14 protein-coding genes are annotated in these 20001 nt (G+C 48.1%); 5 read left to right on the top strand and 9 right to left on the bottom strand.

Annotation, left to right across the window (positions count from 1 at the left end):
• Window positions 1–11 precede the first annotated feature (11 nt).
• Both ACJJI7_RS03925 and aceK read right to left on the bottom strand, forming a co-directional pair.
• On the bottom strand, window positions 12–512 hold the full coding sequence (locus ACJJI7_RS03925; RefSeq protein ID WP_020414442.1) for a hypothetical protein: 501 nt from the start codon (window positions 510–512) through the stop codon (window positions 12–14).
• A 56-nt stretch (window positions 513–568) separates the two neighbouring features.
• The gene (gene aceK, locus ACJJI7_RS03920) at window positions 569–2323 is read right to left on the bottom strand and encodes a bifunctional isocitrate dehydrogenase kinase/phosphatase (RefSeq protein ID WP_020414443.1); all 1755 of its coding nucleotides are present in this window, start codon (window positions 2321–2323) and stop codon (window positions 569–571) included.
• Window positions 2324–2481: 158 nt separating this feature from the next.
• On the opposite strand from aceK, the gene ACJJI7_RS03915 reads away from it, so the two are divergent.
• From ACJJI7_RS03915 to ACJJI7_RS03905, 3 genes are all read left to right on the top strand, one after another.
• The gene (locus ACJJI7_RS03915; protein WP_020414444.1) at window positions 2482–3090 is read left to right on the top strand and encodes a MarC family protein; all 609 of its coding nucleotides are present in this window, start codon (window positions 2482–2484) and stop codon (window positions 3088–3090) included.
• A gap of 384 nt (window positions 3091–3474) precedes the next feature.
• Window positions 3475–3837, top strand: a complete 363-nt coding sequence (locus ACJJI7_RS03910) for a TSUP family transporter (protein ID WP_475717110.1) — start codon at window positions 3475–3477, stop codon at window positions 3835–3837.
• Window positions 3838–5001: 1164 nt separating this feature from the next.
• Entirely contained in the window at window positions 5002–6747 is a 1746-nt protein-coding gene (locus ACJJI7_RS03905) for a diguanylate cyclase (protein ID WP_444902600.1), read from the top strand.
• Between the two features lie 72 nt (window positions 6748–6819).
• On the opposite strand, the gene pstS (ACJJI7_RS03900) is transcribed toward ACJJI7_RS03905, so the two are convergent.
• From pstS (ACJJI7_RS03900) to ACJJI7_RS03890, 3 genes are all read right to left on the bottom strand, one after another.
• Window positions 6820–7905, bottom strand: coding sequence for a phosphate ABC transporter substrate-binding protein PstS (pstS, locus tag ACJJI7_RS03900; RefSeq protein WP_444902601.1), 1086 nt, complete (start codon window positions 7903–7905; stop codon window positions 6820–6822).
• Window positions 7906–8072: 167 nt separating this feature from the next.
• Window positions 8073–9152, bottom strand: a complete 1080-nt coding sequence (gene pstS, locus ACJJI7_RS03895) for a phosphate ABC transporter substrate-binding protein PstS (protein WP_282952375.1) — start codon at window positions 9150–9152, stop codon at window positions 8073–8075.
• Between the two features lie 118 nt (window positions 9153–9270).
• The gene (locus tag ACJJI7_RS03890) at window positions 9271–11199 is read right to left on the bottom strand and encodes a PhoX family protein (RefSeq protein ID WP_444902602.1); all 1929 of its coding nucleotides are present in this window, start codon (window positions 11197–11199) and stop codon (window positions 9271–9273) included.
• A gap of 280 nt (window positions 11200–11479) precedes the next feature.
• Between ACJJI7_RS03890 and ACJJI7_RS03885 the strand changes: the two genes are divergently transcribed.
• Window positions 11480–14092 carry a TonB-dependent receptor gene (locus ACJJI7_RS03885; RefSeq protein ID WP_444902603.1) on the top strand — a complete coding sequence of 871 codons (2613 nt, stop codon included), beginning with the start codon at window positions 11480–11482 and terminating at the stop codon, window positions 14090–14092.
• 67 nt (window positions 14093–14159) lie between these two features.
• Window positions 14160–16100 (top strand): phytase, encoded by a 1941-nt coding sequence (locus ACJJI7_RS03880; RefSeq protein ID WP_444902604.1) that lies wholly within the window; start codon window positions 14160–14162, stop codon window positions 16098–16100.
• Between the two features lie 116 nt (window positions 16101–16216).
• On the opposite strand, the gene ACJJI7_RS03875 is transcribed toward ACJJI7_RS03880, so the two are convergent.
• The 4 genes from ACJJI7_RS03875 to ACJJI7_RS03860 all read right to left on the bottom strand — a co-directional run bounded on the left by ACJJI7_RS03875 (window position 16217) and on the right by ACJJI7_RS03860 (window position 19987).
• A complete protein-coding gene (locus ACJJI7_RS03875; RefSeq protein ID WP_444902605.1) occupies window positions 16217–16603 on the bottom strand; it encodes a VanZ family protein in 387 nt (128 codons plus the stop codon).
• 425 nt (window positions 16604–17028) lie between these two features.
• A complete protein-coding gene (locus ACJJI7_RS03870; protein ID WP_444902606.1) occupies window positions 17029–17898 on the bottom strand; it encodes a delta-class carbonic anhydrase in 870 nt (289 codons plus the stop codon).
• Window positions 17899–18087: 189 nt separating this feature from the next.
• On the bottom strand, window positions 18088–18753 hold the full coding sequence (locus tag ACJJI7_RS03865) for a replication protein P (protein ID WP_020414457.1): 666 nt from the start codon (window positions 18751–18753) through the stop codon (window positions 18088–18090).
• Window positions 18665–19987 (bottom strand): DnaT-like ssDNA-binding domain-containing protein, encoded by a 1323-nt coding sequence (locus tag ACJJI7_RS03860; protein WP_020414458.1) that lies wholly within the window; start codon window positions 19985–19987, stop codon window positions 18665–18667. Before ACJJI7_RS03860 ends, ACJJI7_RS03865 begins: the two co-directional genes overlap by 89 nt.
• Window positions 19988–20001 lie beyond the last annotated feature (14 nt).

Here is a 20001-nt window from a genome sequence, read left to right as displayed (position 1 = left end):
TCAGCACTCACCTAGTCTCGGCTGAATCCTACCAGCTTCCCACGGCTAAAAGAGAAGCGATAGCGCTGTCCGATCCGAAGCCATTCGTAACAAGGAGATTGAATAATCATCCTCGGGTATTGAGGTGTAACCACCCAGGTATTGAACTCATTTCCCGGCCCGCGACCAATTAGCCAATAATAGTCTCCGCGCTTGCAGAAGGCGCTAGGAGCACAGCGTTCACTGCCCCATACATAGGCTTCCACATCAAATTGCGCCGGAATACTGGTTTTCTCTTGGAATGGTTGGCGTTCATCGCCTGTAAAGGTGTAGAGCGCATCAAAAGCGATTGGGCGAAACCCCCTGGCTGGGGTGGCACAGCTGACCACTTGGGGTTTGCCTGTGATGCGAGCGTGGGGCGGTGGCGCTTTTTCTTTCCCGGCAATGGTCATTTCGCTGGGGAGATAACCGCAGCCCTTGGCAAATAATAAAGCCAGGGCCACTGGGGTTGTGGCCCATGCAAATATGCGCACTTATCACCTGTTCTAATAGGAAATACCTCCTACCAATATAGTCACAGATTGAGCACTTACTTTTTCCTTGCGATAGCCGGTGCTCGACGGTGGAAGCGCCACTTGCGCCGGTAAGGGAAGGCGCTCTCCACATGTCCAGCGCGAATACGGTCCTGTAGTCGTCTCCAATAGCGGTAATCGTAAAGATCGCTGTGTTGCTTCTCAAAGGCTGCGCGAGCAACAGGGTTGCCAGAGAAAAATAGGCGGAATTCCTCGGGGAAAACATCTGCCTCATCTACCGTATACCAGGGCTTATCCGCCAGCTCCTGCTCTGCGGTCTGTGCTTCGGGGATCTTGCGGAAATTGCACTCTGTCAGAGGGCAAAGCTCATCGTAGTCGTAGAAGACGACACGGCCATGACGGGTGACTCCAAAGTTCTTCAGTAGCATATCGCCGGGAAAAATATTGGCAGCGGCCAGCTGCTTGATTGCATTGCCGTATTCTTCCATAGCCTCTCTTGTTTCCTCTTCATTGGCATTTTGCAGATAGAGGTTAAGGGGCTCCATACGCCGCTCTACATAGAGATGCTTGATGATTACCCACTTGTCATCGATCAGCAGCTTGGAGGGAGCGAGTTTTTGTAGTTCTTCCAGTAATTCATCACTAAAGCGGTTACGGTAGAAAATAAAATTGGTGTACTCCTGGGTGTCAGCCATACGCCCGACCCTGTCTGAGCGGGAAACAAACTTATACTTCTCCTTCACAATTTTCTCGGTGACAGTTTTGGGGCGATCAAAACGGTCCTTGATGACTTTGAATACCACCGGATAAGAGGGTAGCGTAAATACACTCATCACCATGCCCTTGATGCCAGGAGCAATCACAAATTTGTCATTACTCACTTTCATATGGGCGAGAATATGGCGATAAAACTCCGTTTTGCCATGCTTGTGGAAGCCTATGGAGTTATACAGTTCCGATTTTTCCTTTAGAGGCATAATGGTAGAGAGAAAGCGCACGAAGCGGGAAGGAATCGGTGCATCCACCATAAAATAGGAGCGTGTGAAACTGAAGATAATGCTGGCGGAGTCATTGCTGTGCAGCAAGGTGTCTACAAAGATACTGCCCCGACCGTTGTTCAGACAGGGGAGGATCAGGGGGACTACCTCACCATGGAATATCATGCGCCCAACCAGATAGGCGGCCTTATTGCGGTAGAAAACTGACTCCAGCATATCCACGCGCAGCAATTTTTCATTTTCCAGGTCTGCAAGGGGGCGTCCACGTAGCGCCCTACAGATATTTTCAATATCCCGCTGCATATTTTCCCAGGGTGCAGAAAAGCTGAAATCCTTGAGGATATCCTCAATCATGTTTTCCAGGCCGGCGCGCCCGCTATAGCTGATATAGATACTGTAATCCCGCAGCGGCTTGTCTTCCGGGGGGCGGGAAGGTTTAACGAAAATATTGCTATCGTGGATATTGGCGTGTTTAAACTGGCTACAAAACACTGAGTTAAAGAATGTTTCCGCGATTTCGTAATTGCTATGGCTGGCGATTAGTTGTGCGTAAGTTGCGCGTGCATCCCGCCATAGATCCAGTTGGCTGGTGTCTTTGCTAGTGACGGAGTGTACCAGCTTGAGCACCTGATTGACCTTGGTCTTGTATAGATCAATGCGCTCCTTATTGGCCTGGTGTGCGGCTTGCCAGGAGGCGGTCTCAAAGCGCGCCTTGGCGCCCAGGGTGATGTTCTGGTAGTCTGCAAAATACGCATCAAAACCATTCAGGATGGTCTTCGCGATGCGGCGGGCGGTCGGTGAGTGATTGGTCATGCACTAGACTTTTTTACTGAGTTTCAGGTTAAGCTTTTCCACCGCGGAGGCCATTCCCTATGGCATCGGGGATGGCCCGGGCAATATTGCTGTGGTGCTTGCCGGTCTCCCCGCGGCAAGGAATAAGCGGATAGTAGCACGGCACGCCGGAGTACCAATTGAACGATTGGATCAGTAGTTTTGTCTTTTTCTTTGCTGTAATCGACCCGGTGGGTACCCTGCCGGTATTCATTGCAGTGACTTCCCGCCATGCAGAGTGGCAAAAACGTAAAATCGCCTGGCTTTCTGTACTGGTGGCGGCTGGTATTCTGCTGTTCTTCCTGATCGCAGGTCAGTTTCTACTGGAGGCCATTGGGGTGCCTCTATCCGCATTCCAGGTTGCAGGTGGTGTAGTGCTATTTCTATTTGCCCTCACAATGATTTTTGGTGAGGGTAAGCCCGAGCGGGAAAAGGAAATCGTCAAAGAAGGGCATGAGACTGCCATATTTCCGCTGGCAGTGCCGTCCATTGCTTCGCCAGGGGCCATGCTTGCCGCAGTAGTGCTGACTGATAATCACCGCTTTGATTTACTTCACCAATTAAACACCGCATCGGCCATGCTGGCGGTACTCGCTGTAGTCATTGCACTGTTACTGACTGCTAACTGGATTTATCGCTTTATTGGTGATGCTGGTGCCAGCATCGTCAGTCGGGTGATGGGCCTAATTCTCGCCTCTGTGGCCACCACAAGTGTTTTGGTGGGCATCCAGCAATTCTTCTCTATTTAATCGGCATACACTTTCTGAGCACCCCCTGATAGCAGCATTGAGGGGTGCTTTGGCGACCACCGGTTTACTGATTGCCTCTCTGGACTGTATTTGTTGGCTGGGTTTGTCGGCTGTGGTTTTGGATGGATACTTTCAGGAGAGTGCTTTGAGTGGTTGAGGCTGCCAACTAATGATAGCTGCAACTCTCCTGGTTTTTGGCGCTCTATCCTGGTATGTCTGTACTCTGGCCGCCGGTGGCGGGGCCATGTTGCTAGTACCAATGGTAGGTTTTCTCCTGGGTCCTCACTTGGTTGCACCGACTGCCACAATTGGCAGCGTGATGCTGCTCCCTTCAGGGCTTTGTTTTTTTGGTCCTATATCAACTGGAAGGTGGCCTGCTGGATCATGCCCGGTAGCATTCTGGAGGCCAAAATTGGGGCCTATATCTGTTCTCAGATGCACCCCCTGTGGCTTCAATTTTTTGTTGGAGTCTTTCTAATGTCTACTGTTTTTCAATACCGTTTGGGCAAGACAAAGTATTCGTTTCCCATGCGCCTTCCTTACTTTTTTATACTGGGACTTGTTACTCCCTTTTTATCCGGAATCATCGGGGCTATCGGGCCAGTAAAAAATCCATTTTTTTTGAATTATGGTATTGATAAGGAAAATCTGCTTGCCACCAAAGCTTTGAACACTCTGGTGTTACAGGGAACAAAAATACTGACCTACCTTAGCTTTAGAGTTATTACCAAAGAGTTACTTACCTAGGGTATTGCTATAGGTATTGGGGGGGGCATAGGGGTTTACCCAGTGAAACGTTGAATATTGCGTATTAGCACACAGTGTTTTCACTACTATATGTTTGCCCTTATGTTCATCTGTGGTTTGGTGTTGTCATTGAAGGCACTGCCTCAACTGGTTTAGATAAAGCTAATAAACCAAGCTGAAGCGTATATAGATATTTAAGGATCTTTCTAGATTTGATATTAGTCGATAGCGAGAAGCTCTGACTGAGAAGGTATTCAATCTGTTCAGGTATTTGCACGATCAAACCCTGTAAAAGTATTGACTTGGATTTCTTTTATCTTTGTATTCACGGTCCAACCAATATTATTAAACATAGTGATTTTTTTAGGCCACTTGGATAAAGATTAATTAATGACCATCTACCAATACATACTTGTTATGTAATGTGTTTTTACCGGGGAGTTCAGTGGAGGCATGAATGGTATGTTTGCAGGCTAAAATGGAGTTTTTGAGAGAGTAGGAGATAAGCTTGGTCAATTAATTCAAATAAGCTTCAATTTTATTGTTAGCCAGATTTGGTCTTCTCTATATCGGCTTCTCTTCTTTGTCTGATGATCTCTAGGGCCGTGATTGAGTTTGGCCATTCGTGGGGTACATAAGACGCCATGCCGTTAGGTGATCCGCTTAATTTCCCTGTCACTTGTTGGAATCTAGACTCTCTTTAAGTCCAGATATATATAACTATTACTTTGGATGTCTCATCACCGTTAGGCCTTGAGTGTTTTCTGGCGGATGTTAAATGGTATTGGTCAGAACTCCGTCATCTTTTACGGTTTCGAAGGTTGTATAGCTCTGGCGTTCCATCGCAGTATTCGTGATGGGAGGAGTTAAAAGTGACAGTAGCTCAGCAGGGAGTGGCCAAAGATACTGAAGCCGGTTGCTGCCGGAACTGGAGATGACTCTCCGCGTGAGAGGCTGTGATTTACTGAGCCGGTCGAAGACATTATAAAAGCGGAATTGTATCGCCTACGTGCCAAGAGCATGAAGAAAAGTATAATAAGACAGCGGTTATTGTATCTCCGATGCCCCATAAACTTAAAGTGGTACCTTCGTTCTGCCCGATTGTCGCTAACTCTGATACTTATCAACTGCCTGTTTCTACCCTCAGCCTTGGCCTGGGCCCATGTGCCAATTGAAGTATCACAGTTGGAGGATGGAAGTAAGCTCACAGGATTCCACGAGACTTGGCATGATAAAGGTGGCCACAGTGATATTGCGGATGCTTTACTTGCCTATGAACGTGGAGCATTTACCCCCTTGAGAACTGCGGGCTCAACCGGTATTCAACCCGGTGCTTTCTGGTCGCATTTTGCTTTGCGCAATAGCACAAACCAGCCAGCCAAATTACATATTGAGTATGTGGATCATCAGTTGCTGGGATTACAGGTGTATTCCCGTGCTTTATCCAGTGCCGGACCTTATCGGAAGCTTGCCAAATTATCCATATATGCTCCATTTGACACTCGCCAGGTAGAGCACAATCGATTTGTTTTTGAAATTATTGTGCCAGCCAAGACTACACAGGAATTATTGGTAAAATTTGATTCCGGTGAGCTGGGAGTGGTTTTTCCCAGTATGCGAATTTGGAGCCCCCAAAAGCTGCAACAAAATAGCAAGGGCGAGATTAGTTTAATAGCCTTCCTTTTCGGAGGCCATTTCCTCATGGCCCTATTTGCGTTTGTTGGGGCAATTACGGTTAAAGAAAATATTCTCTACCTTTATTCCCTGTATTGCGCCAGTAAAATTTTGGTGTGGGGCACCGTACTTGGTTATACACATCAATATCTGGTAAGTGGTGGATTTCACTGGGGATATACCACTATTAGCGGAGCTATCGCGATTTTAACAGGCCTAATTTTTGCGCGGATTTTCCTGGAAACCAGGCGCTATACTCCCAGGCTGGATTACTTATTACAGGTAATGATGGCTAACAGTGCTTTCCTGTTAGTTTGTGTATTGCTGGGGTTGAAATCTGCCTCCCAGATTTCCATGACAGTAGCATTGTTATGTTATCCACTTGTGGTGCCAATTGCCTTGGTGCGCTGGCGGCAGGGTAATAGTGCTGCCGCGGTATTTGCAATAGGTTGGGCCACCCTGGTGCTTGGCTTACTGGTGCAGGCTATGCGTGATTTAGGCTTTGTGGTGCATAATCCGGTCAACTATTACTGGCCTCCAGTAGCTTCATTTGTGGAAATGATGGCCATTATGGCTGCGATTGGATTAATGGTGCAGCGTTTACGCACCCAAAAAGACCAGGCAGAAAAAAAATATTTGCAACAATTGGAAGTTTCCAAAACAGATCTTGAGCACCTGATACAGCTGCGCACAAGGGAGTTACAAGCAGCAAAAGTGCGGGCGGAAATAGAGGCGCGTACAGATCCGCTCACTGGAATATACAATCGCCGCAGCTTCTTCGAGGAAGCTGCTTTACTAATAAAACTAGCCCAGCGCAAGCAGATTCCCCTGGGTGTGTTGATGCTTGATATTGATCATTTTAAATCCATAAATGATATTCACGGCCACCTAATTGGTGACCAGGCGCTGTGTGCGACAGCACGAGTAATAGCCCAGCATGTGCGTGAGGTGGATGTATTTGGTCGGATTGGTGGTGAGGAATTTGCGCTGTTGGTGAGTGCGGATGTCGCGGGCACAGTTTGTATTGCGCAGAGGGTACATAGAGATATTGCAAAAATTGTTATTAAATCGGCTCAGGGACCTGTAAGTTTTACCGCGAGTATTGGGGTGGCTTGTCTGCAAGGGCATAAAGATATTTTGGAACTGTTACAGCAGGCAGATAGCGCCCTTTACCAAGCGAAGAGAACAGGGCGCAATAGGATATTGGAGTTTTCCACAGCGGGCGCCAGTGCCTGACGCGCTCTAGTTTAATGCTGTTTATATTAATCGTCTTAAATTCAATTTCGTTATTTAAATTTGTAACGGATTCTACTGCACAAAGGTAACAGCATTTAAAACTTTTAATCGTACATTCTCTGGCAGTGGCACTAATCCAAGTTTGCCCGCTTCCGACTGGGATTTCCTGCTCAACATAAATACCAGTAATTGCCTCAGGGCCTTGGCTTTATCATCTTCTTGGTCCGAGTAGAGTAATAGCCAGGAAAAACTGGTGATTGGATAAGCGTCCCTCGCTTTGGGGTCCCAAACCCAGGTGATCAAATTGGGAGCGCCACTTACTGGTAGTTCGGTGTTGGGAAATTCGGCCTCTTTTAGTGCTGCAGCACCACTTTCTGCGCTGGCTTCGATATAGTTACCCGCATGATTTTCCAGTGTTGCGATTGGCAGGTTGACGATCTCGGCAAAGCCATGCTCGACATAGCCGATGGCACCAGGGATTTTTCTTACCCTGGCAGATACGCCCTGATTCCCCGGTGCGCGCTTGAAGCTGGGAAGCTTAGGCCAGTTGGGAACTCTATCCAGGCCAACCTTCTCACGAAACTCCTCACTGATACTGCTTAAGTGACCGGAAAAAATATAAGAGGTACCAGAACTTTCTGAGCGCGTGACCACGCTAATCGGTGTTCGGGGCAATGTGATATCGGGGTTATCCGCAACGATCAGTGGATCATCCCAGTTTCTTATTTTACCCAGGAAAATCCCTGTATAGGTTTTCCGGGAAAGTTTCAGCTTATCGATACCTGGAAGGTTGAATACCAGTACCACCTCTCCGGCGGTTACCGGCAAGACCACAGCGCCCTGTTTTAAACGTCTTAATTCATCAACATCAATCGCTGCATCGGATGCGGCGAAGTCCACTGTGTGTCCAAGAAAGTCCCTGATACCATCGCCACTGCTGCTCATTTCATAGAAAATAAAAATATTATTTTCTCGATGAGTAAATTGACGAAACCATTCCACGTAAATGGGATACGGGAAACTTGCGCCACTTCCACGTAAGTTGATAGGGTTTTCCGGTACTTGGGCCAGGGAGGAAAGAGAGAAAATTGCGCCAAAAATAGCGGCTGAAAGAGTGGCAGCCAGGCGGTATAAAGTAGTGGCATACCTCGATAGCATGGAAAACCTCAACTAAAGGGCCGCCAGTACCTTAATCGATTCCTGATGGCGAGCCGGGTAAAACTTGGCTTCAAATTCAATTTTAGCAGGAGGGTAGGGAGCTTGGTGTCACCACTGAGTTAATATAAGTTGATTTCAAGGGAAATAAATCTAAATACATCTTTGATTTATTGGACAAAATCTATGGCGCTCAGCACTTTCTCCCGAACGTGTTCCGGTAAGGGCACCAGCCCCAACTCACCTGCCTTTGCCTGGGAGTTGGCATGTAGAATAAATGACAGCATTTTGCGTAGAGCTTTGGCTTTACTATCGTCCTGCTCCGCGTAAAGCAATAGCCAAGAGAAACTGGTAATTGGATAGGCGCCCTCAGCAGCGGGATCCCAAACCCAGGCAATCAGGTTAGGGGCGTTACTGCCTGGTAGCTTGCCTTCAGGAAATTCAACCTCTTCCAATGCTGCAGTGCCGCTCTCTACATTGGCCTCAATGTAATTCCCCGAACGGTTTTCCAGCAGTGCTTCAGGGAGATTGGTAACTTCGGCAAAGCAGTGGTCTATAAAGCCTATGGAACCTGGGGTCGCTCTGACCTTAGCCGCCACTCCCTGGCTACCTGCGGCCCGCTCGAAACCGGGCTGTCTGGGCCAGTTAGGCGCTTGGCTTATTCCGATGTTTTCGCGAAATTCATCATTGATATTACTCAGATGCCCGGAGAAAAGATAAGAGGCGCCAGAACTCTCAGTATGAGTTACCACCGTTATTTCAGTGTTAGGTAACTGTATTTCAGGGTTACTGGCAGCAATACTGGGGTGGTCCCAGGTTTGGACCTTACCTAAAAAGATATTTGCATAGGCATCCCTGGAAAGTTTTAACGCCTCAATGCCCGGCAGGTTGAATATCAATACAAGCTGAATGGCGGTGACAGGTAGTACTACGGCTCCTCCCTTTAAGCCCTCTAGCCTGTCAATCTCGATGGCAATATCTGAGGCAGCAAAGTCTACCGTATTTCCCAGGAAATCCCGGATACCATCTGTGCTGGCACTTAATCCGTAGTGCACGAATATATCGTTATCCTGATGGGTAAACTGTCGAAACCAGTCGACGTAGACTGGGTGGGGGAAACGGGCTCCACTGCCGCGCAGATTAATGGTGGACTCAGAGGTTTGTGCGTTGATCTGGGGTAGCAGGCATACAGCAGCAACTGCCAGAGTGACGCCAATGTGGCGTAAAGCAGCGATAAATTTAGTTTGCATGGCTAACCTCAACCACAAAGCCTGCGCTCTTAGGAGAGACTACAGGCGGCAAGCCGGTAAAAAAATATACTTAGAGTTAATTTTAGCAATACTGACGCCGTCTTAATTGATTGTGAAGTTAGCTGCCAACCTCTTTACCATCGTCCCTGTAGATTGCCAATACGGATGGACGTGGTGGCAATTTGGGGTCATTGTCCGGCCAGCGGTGTATGGGATTTTCATATGTGGAGTTACGCGCTTCGGCGGGATGCTGCACTGCTATGAAAAGGGTTGTGCCATCGGGTGTAAATTCCGGTCCACAAACCTCTGCACCTCTGGGGCAGCCGAAGAAGTGTTTTGGTGCAGCGCGCAGGGGCCCTTCTGTCGCCATGGCCCAGAGCCCATCATGGAATCCAAAGCGCTCACAGCCATCAGTGGCAATCCACATATTGCCGTGGCCATCAAACGCGACATTATCCGGGTTGGCAAACCAGCCATTGGCGGAAATGTTGTAGCTGGCCTGCTGGCCGTAGGCACCTCTCTCTTCTGGGCGTTCTGCATTTGGGTTTCCCCCCAGTAAAAACTGTTGCCACTGAAAACGATCACTGGTGTGGTCACGATTACCATTTTTACCCGGTGGTACTATTTCCAATACATGGCCTGCAACATTTTTAGCGCGAGGGTTGGCAGCATCGATTTCATCTTTCTGGCGCTTCTTATTCTTCGTCAGCATGACATAAGTGCAGTCGTTATGGGGGTTGGTTTCCACATCTTCGGGGCGATCCATGGGGGTTGCGCCTAACAGGGCTGCCGCACGCCGTGCATCGATCAGTACATCTGCCTGATTGTGAAAACCATTTTCGCTGTTTAGAGATCCCTGGCCATAAATCAGGGCTAACCACTGCCCGTGACCATTTTCATCGAACCTGGCGGCATAGAGAGTGCCTTCAGTAAGAAGTTCCCTGTTGGCCTGGTAATCCTCAGGTTGATAAATACCCCTGGAGACAAAGCGATAAACGAACTGGTGTTCGTCATCATCGCCTCCGTAGGCCACCACCGCCTGACCGGGTTTACACACCAGGGTGAAGCCCTCGTGCTCAAAGCGGCCGAGGGTAGTGAGCTTGCGCGGCTTAGATTGGGGATCATAGGGATCGTATTCCACCATCCAGCCAAAACGGTTTGGCTCGTTGGGCTCCGCTTGAATGTCAAAGCGGCGATCGTAGTCACCCAAATTACGGTTTCTTGGGCTTATGCCAAAGCGATGGTGGTTCTGGGCCTCCCTGGGGTCTTCGACTTCTTGTGGGTTACCCTGGAAAGCGCCACCGAACCCTTCCTCAGCAATAAGGACAGTACCCCAAGGCGTCTTGCCCCCGGCACAATTCCCTATGGTGCCCAGCACTTGGGTACCGCTGGGGTCGGCTGCGGTTTTCAATCGCCTGTTTCCTGCCGCTGGCCCACTGATATCCATGGCGGTAGTCATGGTTATTCGGCGGTTATAGGGACTGTCCAGCACGGTACGCCACCCGTTGCTATTGCGCTCAATTTCCACCACGGAGTGACCGCAGGCCGCCTGCTCTATGGCGACATGCTCAGAACTAACCCCACGAGTGGCACTGTATTCGTCGCTATAGCCGGGGAACATTAAGTGGGGTTGAGTATATTCGTGATTTACACACAGTAGTCCGCGGTTGCTATTGCCGCTTTGCAGTTGTAAATCCCCACGTGAAGGTTCGACATTGTCAGCCAGAGGCATAAATGCAATGAAATCATTGTTGTAGCCGAATCGCTGTCGCTGTTCTGCGGCATCCAGTTTCTCCGGGTGAAATGGAGTATCGGTTTCCTGAATTGGATCTCCCCAGCGCAAAAGGATATCGGCGCTGTAGTGCTCCGGCAGGTGATGTTGGAAATCCAGCGAATGAGGAATTTCAGAAAAAGTAAGGCTTTCCCTTTCAGCGCTGTGTTCCGCAATACAGCCGGGTAATACTGAGCTTGCTGTACCCGCGGCGGTCACAGTACCCAAGGTTTTGAGCAGTTTGCGCCGTGTTGGGTTACTGGGTTGGTCGCTCATACTCCACTCCATTTTGGGTTACTGGTTCTGGATCGCTGGCTCGGCGAATCTCATTGGTTAAGTGGGAATTTCTGCTTAAAAGTCTATGACCGGAGTCACTGCTCTATAACTCATTTTTCAGGCCTGATTGTTTGGCCCTTTGGTTGATTGGCACAGATATTTACAATTTTTTCTGAAAGCTTGATGACAGCTTAAAAAAAACGTCACTGAAGGGTCATAAACGCCTACTAGTCTGCGCCCAATCTAATACGCCACTGGCAATGACGGGAGTGGGTGCTTTATGAAATATAAGATCATCAGTTTACGGCTGCTAGGTACATCAGTTACGGCACTTGCCGCTGCAATTATGAGCGCAAATGCAAGTGCCCAAAACCAGGATTCACAGGTTATGGAGACTGTGGTCGTCACTGCCCAGGCAAGTAACGCGCGCAGTGACCTGGATCGCCAGAGGGATGCGAATAAGCTGGTTGCAGTGCAGACATCTGATGCAATCGGTGAGCTTCCAGATGCCAATGTTACTGAAGCCTTACAGAGGATGCCGGGGGTTTTTATTGCCCGTGATCAGGGGGAGGGACGCTTTGTGGGTGTGCGCGGTATTGATCCTAACTTGAACGCGGCAACAATAAATGGAATTAACCTGCCGGCCCCGGAAACAGATAGTCGCGCGGTCGCCCTGGATGTCATTCCCTCAGACCTACTCGCCAGCCTGGAGGTTTTTAAAACCCTGACTCCCGACATGAGTGCAGACTCTATTGGCGGCGCTATTGAAATCAAAAGCCTTAATGCGCTCGATTATGATGGCCGTCGCTATAAGTTCAGTGCTGAGAACAGTTACAGTGAACTTCAGGAGGAAAATAGTCCCAAAGTCGCAGCCACTATAACCAATGTCTTTGATTTGAGTGGCGATCGACGCTTTGGTGTGGCCCTGGCCCTCAGCCATCAAGAGCGGAATTTCGGTTCGGAAAATATTGAGACTGATGGTACCTGGCAGGAATTTACGGCTGAGGATGGTACTACCGGCATTGGTGCGACAGAGATTGAACAGCGTGATTATTCCATTACCCGTGAGCGAACAGGTGTTGCTGCCAACTTCGATCTGGATCTTAGTGATCGCTCACGTATGTACTTCCACAATCTCTATTCAGAATTTTCCGACAAGGAAATTCGCCAGCGCAACTCCTGGAAGTTGGATGCCGGGCGGGATGAGCCGGAAACTATTTCAAGGAACTCCGCACAGTGGCAGGAAGCTGCACTGGAAAAATCTTTGAAGGACCGGCTGGAAGAGCAGGAAATCATCTCCTCTGTTTTCGGTGGTGAGCATAATTTTGATCAGGTGGATATCTCCTATGCACTGGGATATTCCCATGCGGAGGAGTCTGAACCTCACCGACGCGATACAGATTTTGCATTGGAGCCAGTGCGCATTGGCTATGTAGAGGCAGATAAAACGCCGCGTATGGCAGTGGGCGCAGAAGATGCGCAGCGAGTTTTAGACCCGTTCAGTTATCAATTGGATGAGCTCGTCATTGAAGATAACTTTACAGAGGATAAAGAGCTGAGCCTGCGTTTCGACATTAGCCGGGAAATTCAGTGGGCCGGTAATCCATCAGTTATCCAGTTTGGCATACACGAGCGACAGCGTGAGAAGAGTGGAGACTTGAATGCGACCGTGTATAAGGATTTTGCGGGAGACTACACCCTCGCAGATTTTGTTCGCAATGACATCGACTACGGCTTGGATAGCTTTGGCCCTGGGGTTAGTAGCGGCAGTTTAAATTACTTTATTAACAGTCATATTGACGATTTTGAAGTTGATGAAACTGAAACGGCTTTGTCTTCCGCGCGCGATTACAATATGCAGGAAGATATCAGTGCGTTCTACGTTATGAATACGATTGAGTTTGACCAGTCGCAGCTGGTATTTGGGGTTCGCTACGAGCGCACAGACTTTACCGCTGAGGGTGTGCAAGTTGTCGAGTCTGAAGAGCCGGTACCCGGTGCACAGGAAATTGCCGACGAGGTTTATGCAGCTGGGATACGCTATCAGCGCGATTATGATGACTTCTTTCCCAGTGTAAATTATAAATATGACTACAACGATAATATTGTTTTGCGTGCGGCTTATAGTGAGTCTCTTTCGCGCCCATCCTTCGGACACCTGAACCCATCGCCGGCCAAGATAGAGTATGACGATGACAAGCTGGAAGTGGAGGCCGGTAATCCTGCGCTAGATCCGTACCAGTCGCGCAATCTGGACTTCTCTGCCGAGTACTATGCAGACCATTTGGGTATGCTTTCCCTGGGGTTATTCCACAAGCGTATCGACAATTTCATTGTCCTGTCCGATGTTTCCAGTGTTGTGGATTACAGTCAGTATGTGGGGAATTTGAGTGTTGACGAGGCTGAAGTATTACAACCGGTAAATGGTGATTCCGCCCGTCTCAATGGTATGGAGCTGGCTTGGACCAGGGGTTTCGAAAACGGGTTCCTGTTACGCGCAAATGCCACTATGACAGACTCTGAAGCACGCTTGGGCCTGGGGCCAGATAGGGAGCGTAACGATAAGATTTCTTTGCCTTCGCAAGCAGATCTGGTGGCTAATTTTGTGATGGGTTATGAGCGCGATGCATTTAGCATGCGGTTATCAGCTGCTTATCGAAGCGAGCGTTTATTGGAGGTGGATTTGGAGAATTCTACTGCTGATCGCTATGAGGATGATCATCTACAGTTGGACTTATCCGCACGCTATCGTTTCGATAACGGACTGCAACTGACCTTTACCGGGGTGAACCTCACTGATGAGCCTTACTACGCACATAATTCAGGCTTTAATGGCCAGTATGAGGAGTATGGTCCAACCTATGCACTGGGTTTGAGTTATAGCACTTTCTAAAATTTTAATAGGTATTGCCAACCCCCTATTTAGTAACGGGGTTTATATTTTCTACTGGTGGATTACCATGAAAAATAAGTACTACCTCCTAATTTGCCTTTTACTGAGTAGTATTCTCGGAGGTTGTGATGCTCGTTGGGATCAGGTTTTACGTGTCAAAAAGGTGCAGCCGATAGAAAAACTCGATCTCCAGGGCATTGGAGCTGAACAGATGTTACCCGTTCAGTTTCCGGGAAAGAGTGCACTATTAATTGCCAGTAAAAATAAAGGCGTCTTATTACTAGATAGCAATGGAGATCACCTGGTATCTGCTCCTGGCCGGGTAGAAACTTTGGCTATACAAAGTTTGTCACAAGGCAGCCTCCTTGTGGCAGCCTATGATGAGCTATCTGCAGAGGTGAAACTTTACAAGTTAAAGGGAGGGATCGATCGCAAACCAGTTTTGCAGTATCTTGGCGGCCGTGATGAAATTTCGCCGCAAAGCGCCCTGTGTTTTTATCAGAATAATGATCGTACTCATCTATTTACTATTGGAGATGATGGGTTAGGGCACGAATACCTGGTAAGCCCTGGACCTTCTACATGGGAGCTTGTAGAAATTCGCCCCCTGTATTTTGGTGAGCAGGTGAATGCATGTGCAGTCGCTCCCTTTAATGGGAAGCTGCTCTTCTCCCAGCCGCCAATCGGTATTATCAGTATGAATGCTGATGCTGAAAAGGATGAGGAAAGAAAATTACTCATGCAAGCAGATCAACTCGGGGAGGATTTTGGCGGCCTTTGGATTGATCACTCTGGCAATTATTTATGGTTAACAGCGGATGCTCGCCTGCAAGGCTATGAATTAAAAAATTTACAAGAAGGGCCTGCTCAGACTATCTATATTGATAGTAATTATTATCCAGCTTCTGTTGGCGTTATAGGCAAAAATATTGTGGTTTTGGATGAGGAAGTAGATTCCCTTCTGTACTTTGAGTATGAACCTCTCAATCCTCCTGAACATCCTGACCTGCAACTGGTGGATGAATTCATACCGCGTATTCCTGCCAGTGCCCAAACACAGCCGGTTTCTTCAGCTGGAGACGCTGCAGATGATCCAGCTATTTGGGTGAATCGGCTTCACCCTGAGCAAAGCTTAATTCTGGGCACTGATAAAAAACATGGCTTAAATATCTATGGTTTATCCGGGCAACTGGTGCAGCAATTTGCCGTAGGGCGAGTGAATAATGTAGATATCAGCGAAATACAGCATCCTACTTATAGTGCAATTGCAGCAGCTTCCAACCGCTCCACGCCGGGTATTGACTTATTTGCCATAGAAAAATCAGGGAAAGTTGAATATCTGGGATTACAGAAACTGAATATGAAGGACCCCTATGGCTTGTGCCTTTATTATATGGATAGCCGGCTTAGCGTCTGGGTATCTGATAAGGAGGGAGAGCTACATCAGCTGGATATTCACTTGGGTCAAGATGCTAGAAATTGGCAACTTAAACACGTATCCCGTTTAGCTGTCGAGGGTCAGGTAGAAGGGTGCGTTGTCGATGCCCAGAATGGTCAGCTTTTCTACGGTGAAGAAGACAGGGGAATATGGAAGCTGGATTTGCACAGATACAGTGCCGGGATGGGTAAGCCCAAACTTGTAGCGGAGGTTAATACTAAAAGTCTAGTGGCTGATGTAGAGGGGCTGGCCTTGTATCTGCATGAAGATAGTGGATATCTGGTGGCATCTAGCCAGGGGAACAACAGCTATGCATTATTCAATCGCTCTGGGACTGAGTTTATCGGTAATTTCCGTGTGGACATGAACAGGGAGTTAGGTATAGATGCCAGCTCAGAGACTGATGGCCTGGCCGTAACTGGTGCAAACCTTGGTACTGAATTCCCAATGGGGTTATTAGTGGTTCAGGATGGAAGAAACCGTATGCCAAGTGGTAGGCAAAACTTTAAGCTGGTCTCCTGGCAGAAAATTGAAAATATATTGAATCTATCTTCCGCTACAGCAAACTGATAGTTTTATTGTTCTGCTTGCGCTTCTATTTCCAGCGGCCATCCGAAATTGTCAGATGGCCGCTCATCAATAAATTTTTTTAAAAGGATGGTAAAAGTAAATTTTTCCATTCGTATTCAAATGTACTTTTCTCTTCTTTGTAAGAGATTAACCGTAATGCTCGCTGTACCTATACCGATAAGATCAGCTGCTAAATCAATGAAGTCAAAGGTTCTGGAGGGGAGGAAGGCCTGTGTGACTTCTTCACTTAAAGCAAAAAGAAATACTGCTATCGCCCCATAGTAAATATGTATGGAGCCCAGACAGTAAAATTTTTGCCTTGAAGACAGCGTCAAGATTAATGTAAGTGTGCCAAATAATGCTATGTGCCCGATTTTATCCCCGTAGGGGATAGCTCTCACCAGTTCAAAAAATATACTGCTGCTGCCTGTGTTAGCTAAGTAAATTACCCACAAAATAAAGCCAAAAAACAATATGGTCGATAAAGCTAATATTTTTTGCATATGGATGTCACATAGGGGCTCGGTATCCATAAAAATAACATACAGAAAGTTAGGTGGCTATATGGTTTATTTGTCAAGGCTTTGCATGAAATTTCTTTCGTAAAGAAAGTAAAATTACTTTAGTGTCATTTTGCTGTGTATAGATACAGTGTTTGTCATATGATTTTTGATTCAGTTTGTCGGTATGCCGTGGTGAATGCTTCTCCAAATCGATATTATGGGATGATGATTTTTTAAAGTGAGATTTAATAATTTATAAGTTGTATATGTTGGAAGGTGTTGGGGCGAGCGTATTAAATTAGGGTGTGGCGTAACACATTTCCAGACTCTGGTTGCTTATTTTAGGAGTGCTTATTTTAGGAGTGCTTATTTAAGTAAGCACTCCCTAGGCTAGAGCTATAGATATTCCGGTGCTTTGATCAAGGTTATGGATTAATCCCAGAAAGAAGGTCTGGATTTGTAATAAGATTTCTTACGCCGTGGGCATGATCTTCATTGAATACATTTTCACGGCACCAATTGTCTACTGATTTAATATTGACCTTTGCAACACGAGGCCTGACACTCCAGGTTACTTGGAAAGGAGAACCTTGTTCATTATATCCAGGGCCAGTTGTTGAGCCTGGATATTGAATTGGCAGTCCGGTGTTAGCTGGAATATTTACTGCTTGATGAAACCCTTTATGCTCTCCGAGCTTTGTCAGTTCTCTGAAATCAAGGGCATTGTGGTCATTCACCAGTACGTAAACCTGAGCTTCAACCCGTAACTGGGGGTTCCTGACTGAGTCATTCAGGCAGGCGCCCAGGGAGGGGCCAGGTATGGTTTTGGCAGATGAATGAACATAGTGAACTTCAATGGTATCACCTGGGCGCAATCCGCCATGTTCACTGGGGCAAATATCTTGATTGATAGCTGCTAGCTCAGCCGCTGACAGGCTTCCGGAAAATTTAAAGCCAGTGTCGTATCCAAGGCCATTTCCATTCCCAGCAAAGATAGTAAATTCCCCTCCTTTATGTTCGGCATTTTTATGAAAGTGGATATTACAAAGATTCATGCTGGAGTAGGCAGGGGCCAAACTAAAAGAAATGGTATTCCTACCTTCAATGAGGTCAATATCGCGGGGAGATTGGGGTCCAAAACCTCTTCCTTGTGTGTTCTTTGCCAGGTTTGCACGTTGATGTGCAACATCTTCATCAGAAATACTGGTGAGGTTGTGAGAATGGCCCGTGACTGCAAAGGTTTGGAGTGGCAGGAAAGATGAGATAAGGATGGGTAGTAAGATTTTTAGTTTCATTAATGGGTCCTTTTTAATGATCCTTAAGTATCTTAGGAATACTTTCCTCTAATTGTTATTGAGGGATTTTGGTGTATCTAAATGTTAAATTCTAAACAATTTCTTCTGTTATCTTTTTAGGAGAATGTGGAGCCAGAAGTTGCCGCCGACATGGATTTGCCGGCTTACAAAAAATATCCTGGTCTTAGGTCAGATTCCCAGTTCCGCGCGTAGCTCCGCCATTTTTTGTGCATTTTCTTCCTTGGAGAGTGGGGTGCCGGGCTTTTCCTCCAGCTTCAACTGCTCCGGGGCCGGAAGCTTTTCTCCCTCTAACACTCGAGCACAAAACTTGCGATAGTGCTCTGCAAATACGGAGTAGGCTACGGATTCGGGATTATTGGCGAGAAAGAACCAATTAGACTCGCGTCCGGCATGATAAACCGCAGGGTGGCTCCACCTATGATTGGTTTTTGGACTGGGAGCATTGCAGGCTTCACGGTAAGCCGCGCGGGATTCCGGTAGGCCATTTTCGCCGGCGGCACAGAGCTGCAGCATTTTGTGCACTGTGGGCAAGTATTCGCTCTGGAGGATCGCACGCTTTGCGCCTTGCATAATGTCTTCGGGGGCAAATGAGAGTAAAGCTTCCAGCCATAGGCGCTTGGCATGGTGTAGAGTTTCTGTGTCCGGGAAGGCAGCACTGAACTGGTTATGATAGTTTAACTTAAACAGTGCGAATACTTCGTTGATTGCACGCTTCTTTTCGTTGACTTGTTCCTGGCTCTGTCCACTACCAGTTTGTGTCTGTGAGTATGTCGCCGATTGATCGGTCGCGGGTGCGCTGGTTTGCGCTGCTATTGGAGTCTTGTGGGTTGCCATAAGAGTTTCCTATTGCCAATTTGTTGCGCTCCGCCCACTGGTGGCGTGCGTGACGCACAAAAACGGCGTCCCAGCTTTTGCGTGCGGCGTTTTGGCCGCGCCAGTAAATAATAAATTCCGCTACTAGCGACAGGGCAAAATCTCGGTCGATCTCGCATTGATTCACCAGGTGACTCAGACAGTCGCCCCCAGGTTGCCAGTTGCGTGGAATAGGTTTGGCCACAGGGTTTTTCTCAATACCCTGGCAGTAGTAGGCCCACTCCTCTCGAGCGTATTCAATAAACAGCTCCCCCCAGCGTGCGCTGTGGCCACCTCGCTCAGTCCATTTATAGATAAATTCTGGCAGTAGCTCTGCGGCAAAGCGCGGATTAATGGCCAGGCGTTGTAACTGCTCCCAGGTATGTTCACTGGGTTGCCAGTCACGGGTCATCGCGGTGGGTTTACGCTTTTCAATAAATGGGGTTTCCTGCTTTTCCCAGTCTTCCATGATCCAGTCATTGAATTCCAGATCCCAGGATATGGATTGTTTGCCACTGGAGCGGTGGTAATCGAGGAAACGCTGCAGGCCGCGGCTGACAAATGTACTGGGCACACCCTCGTCGGCCAGTTTTCGCAAGGTGTCGTTGCTCGGTTGCCAGTTATCCGGCAGGGCTTGCTTGCGTTGAGCGGTGGCGCGAAAAGCCTCCCACTTGCCTTTAACCTGGCGTAGGAATAGTGAACCAAAGGAGTGTCGCGGCTCGGCGCGTTCACGCCAGTAGGTTACAAATTCCGGTAACTGCTCGCGCACAAAGTGTTCGGGGATGCCCAGCTGGCTGATACGCGCCATGGTCTCTGCATCGGGCTGCCAGCCTGGTGCAATAGTATTGGCACTGCGGCTCGGTGGGATTTGGACCTGGGGAGTTGGCGGTGTCGCTATAGGGTGTTTGTATTCTCCCGGCAGGGCAAATTTCAGGATTTCGCTACTGCCAAAAGGGGCAGCACCGAGTAACAGTGCACCCTGGTTACGCAGGCTGGTAGCCACACGCTGGATATCCGCTGCTTGCCAAAAGGGTAGTAGCAGGTATAGCTGTTCTCCCTGTGCTGTGTACCAATCCCGCCCCCCATAAGGCTCCAAGGGTAGGAAAGGCGTCAAGTCGCCGAGCGCTGTGAGCAATACAGCCTCCTCCAGGCCAACGGTTGCAGCCAGAGTCGGTGAGATACTCAGGGGTCTTTCAGGGAGCAGGGGGTGTTTCATGGCGCGATAATAAC

The organism is Microbulbifer variabilis (assembly GCF_056232115.1).
The sequence above is the reverse complement of the archived record's forward strand: the minus strand, read 5'-3'. Positions and strand labels throughout refer to the sequence as shown.

Excerpts from the sequence above, each read along its gene's own strand:
- aceK (WP_020414443.1), bottom strand. The coding sequence starts at position 2,323 with ATGACCAATCACTCACCGACCGCCCGCCGCATCGCGAAGACCATCCTG.
- ACJJI7_RS03910 (WP_475717110.1), top strand. The coding sequence starts at position 3,475 with ATGCCCGGTAGCATTCTGGAGGCCAAAATTGGGGCCTATATCTGTTCT.
- pstS (WP_444902601.1), bottom strand. The coding sequence starts at position 7,905 with ATGCTATCGAGGTATGCCACTACTTTATACCGCCTGGCTGCCACTCTT.
- pstS (WP_282952375.1), bottom strand. The coding sequence starts at position 9,152 with ATGCAAACTAAATTTATCGCTGCTTTACGCCACATTGGCGTCACTCTG.
- ACJJI7_RS03890 (WP_444902602.1), bottom strand. The coding sequence starts at position 11,199 with ATGAGCGACCAACCCAGTAACCCAACACGGCGCAAACTGCTCAAAACC.
- ACJJI7_RS03885 (WP_444902603.1), top strand. The coding sequence starts at position 11,480 with ATGAAATATAAGATCATCAGTTTACGGCTGCTAGGTACATCAGTTACG.
- ACJJI7_RS03880 (WP_444902604.1), top strand. The coding sequence starts at position 14,160 with ATGAAAAATAAGTACTACCTCCTAATTTGCCTTTTACTGAGTAGTATT.
- ACJJI7_RS03875 (WP_444902605.1), bottom strand. The coding sequence starts at position 16,603 with ATGCAAAAAATATTAGCTTTATCGACCATATTGTTTTTTGGCTTTATT.
- ACJJI7_RS03870 (WP_444902606.1), bottom strand. The coding sequence starts at position 17,898 with ATGAAACTAAAAATCTTACTACCCATCCTTATCTCATCTTTCCTGCCA.
- ACJJI7_RS03865 (WP_020414457.1), bottom strand. The coding sequence starts at position 18,753 with ATGGCAACCCACAAGACTCCAATAGCAGCGCAAACCAGCGCACCCGCG.
- ACJJI7_RS03860 (WP_020414458.1), bottom strand. The coding sequence starts at position 19,987 with ATGAAACACCCCCTGCTCCCTGAAAGACCCCTGAGTATCTCACCGACT.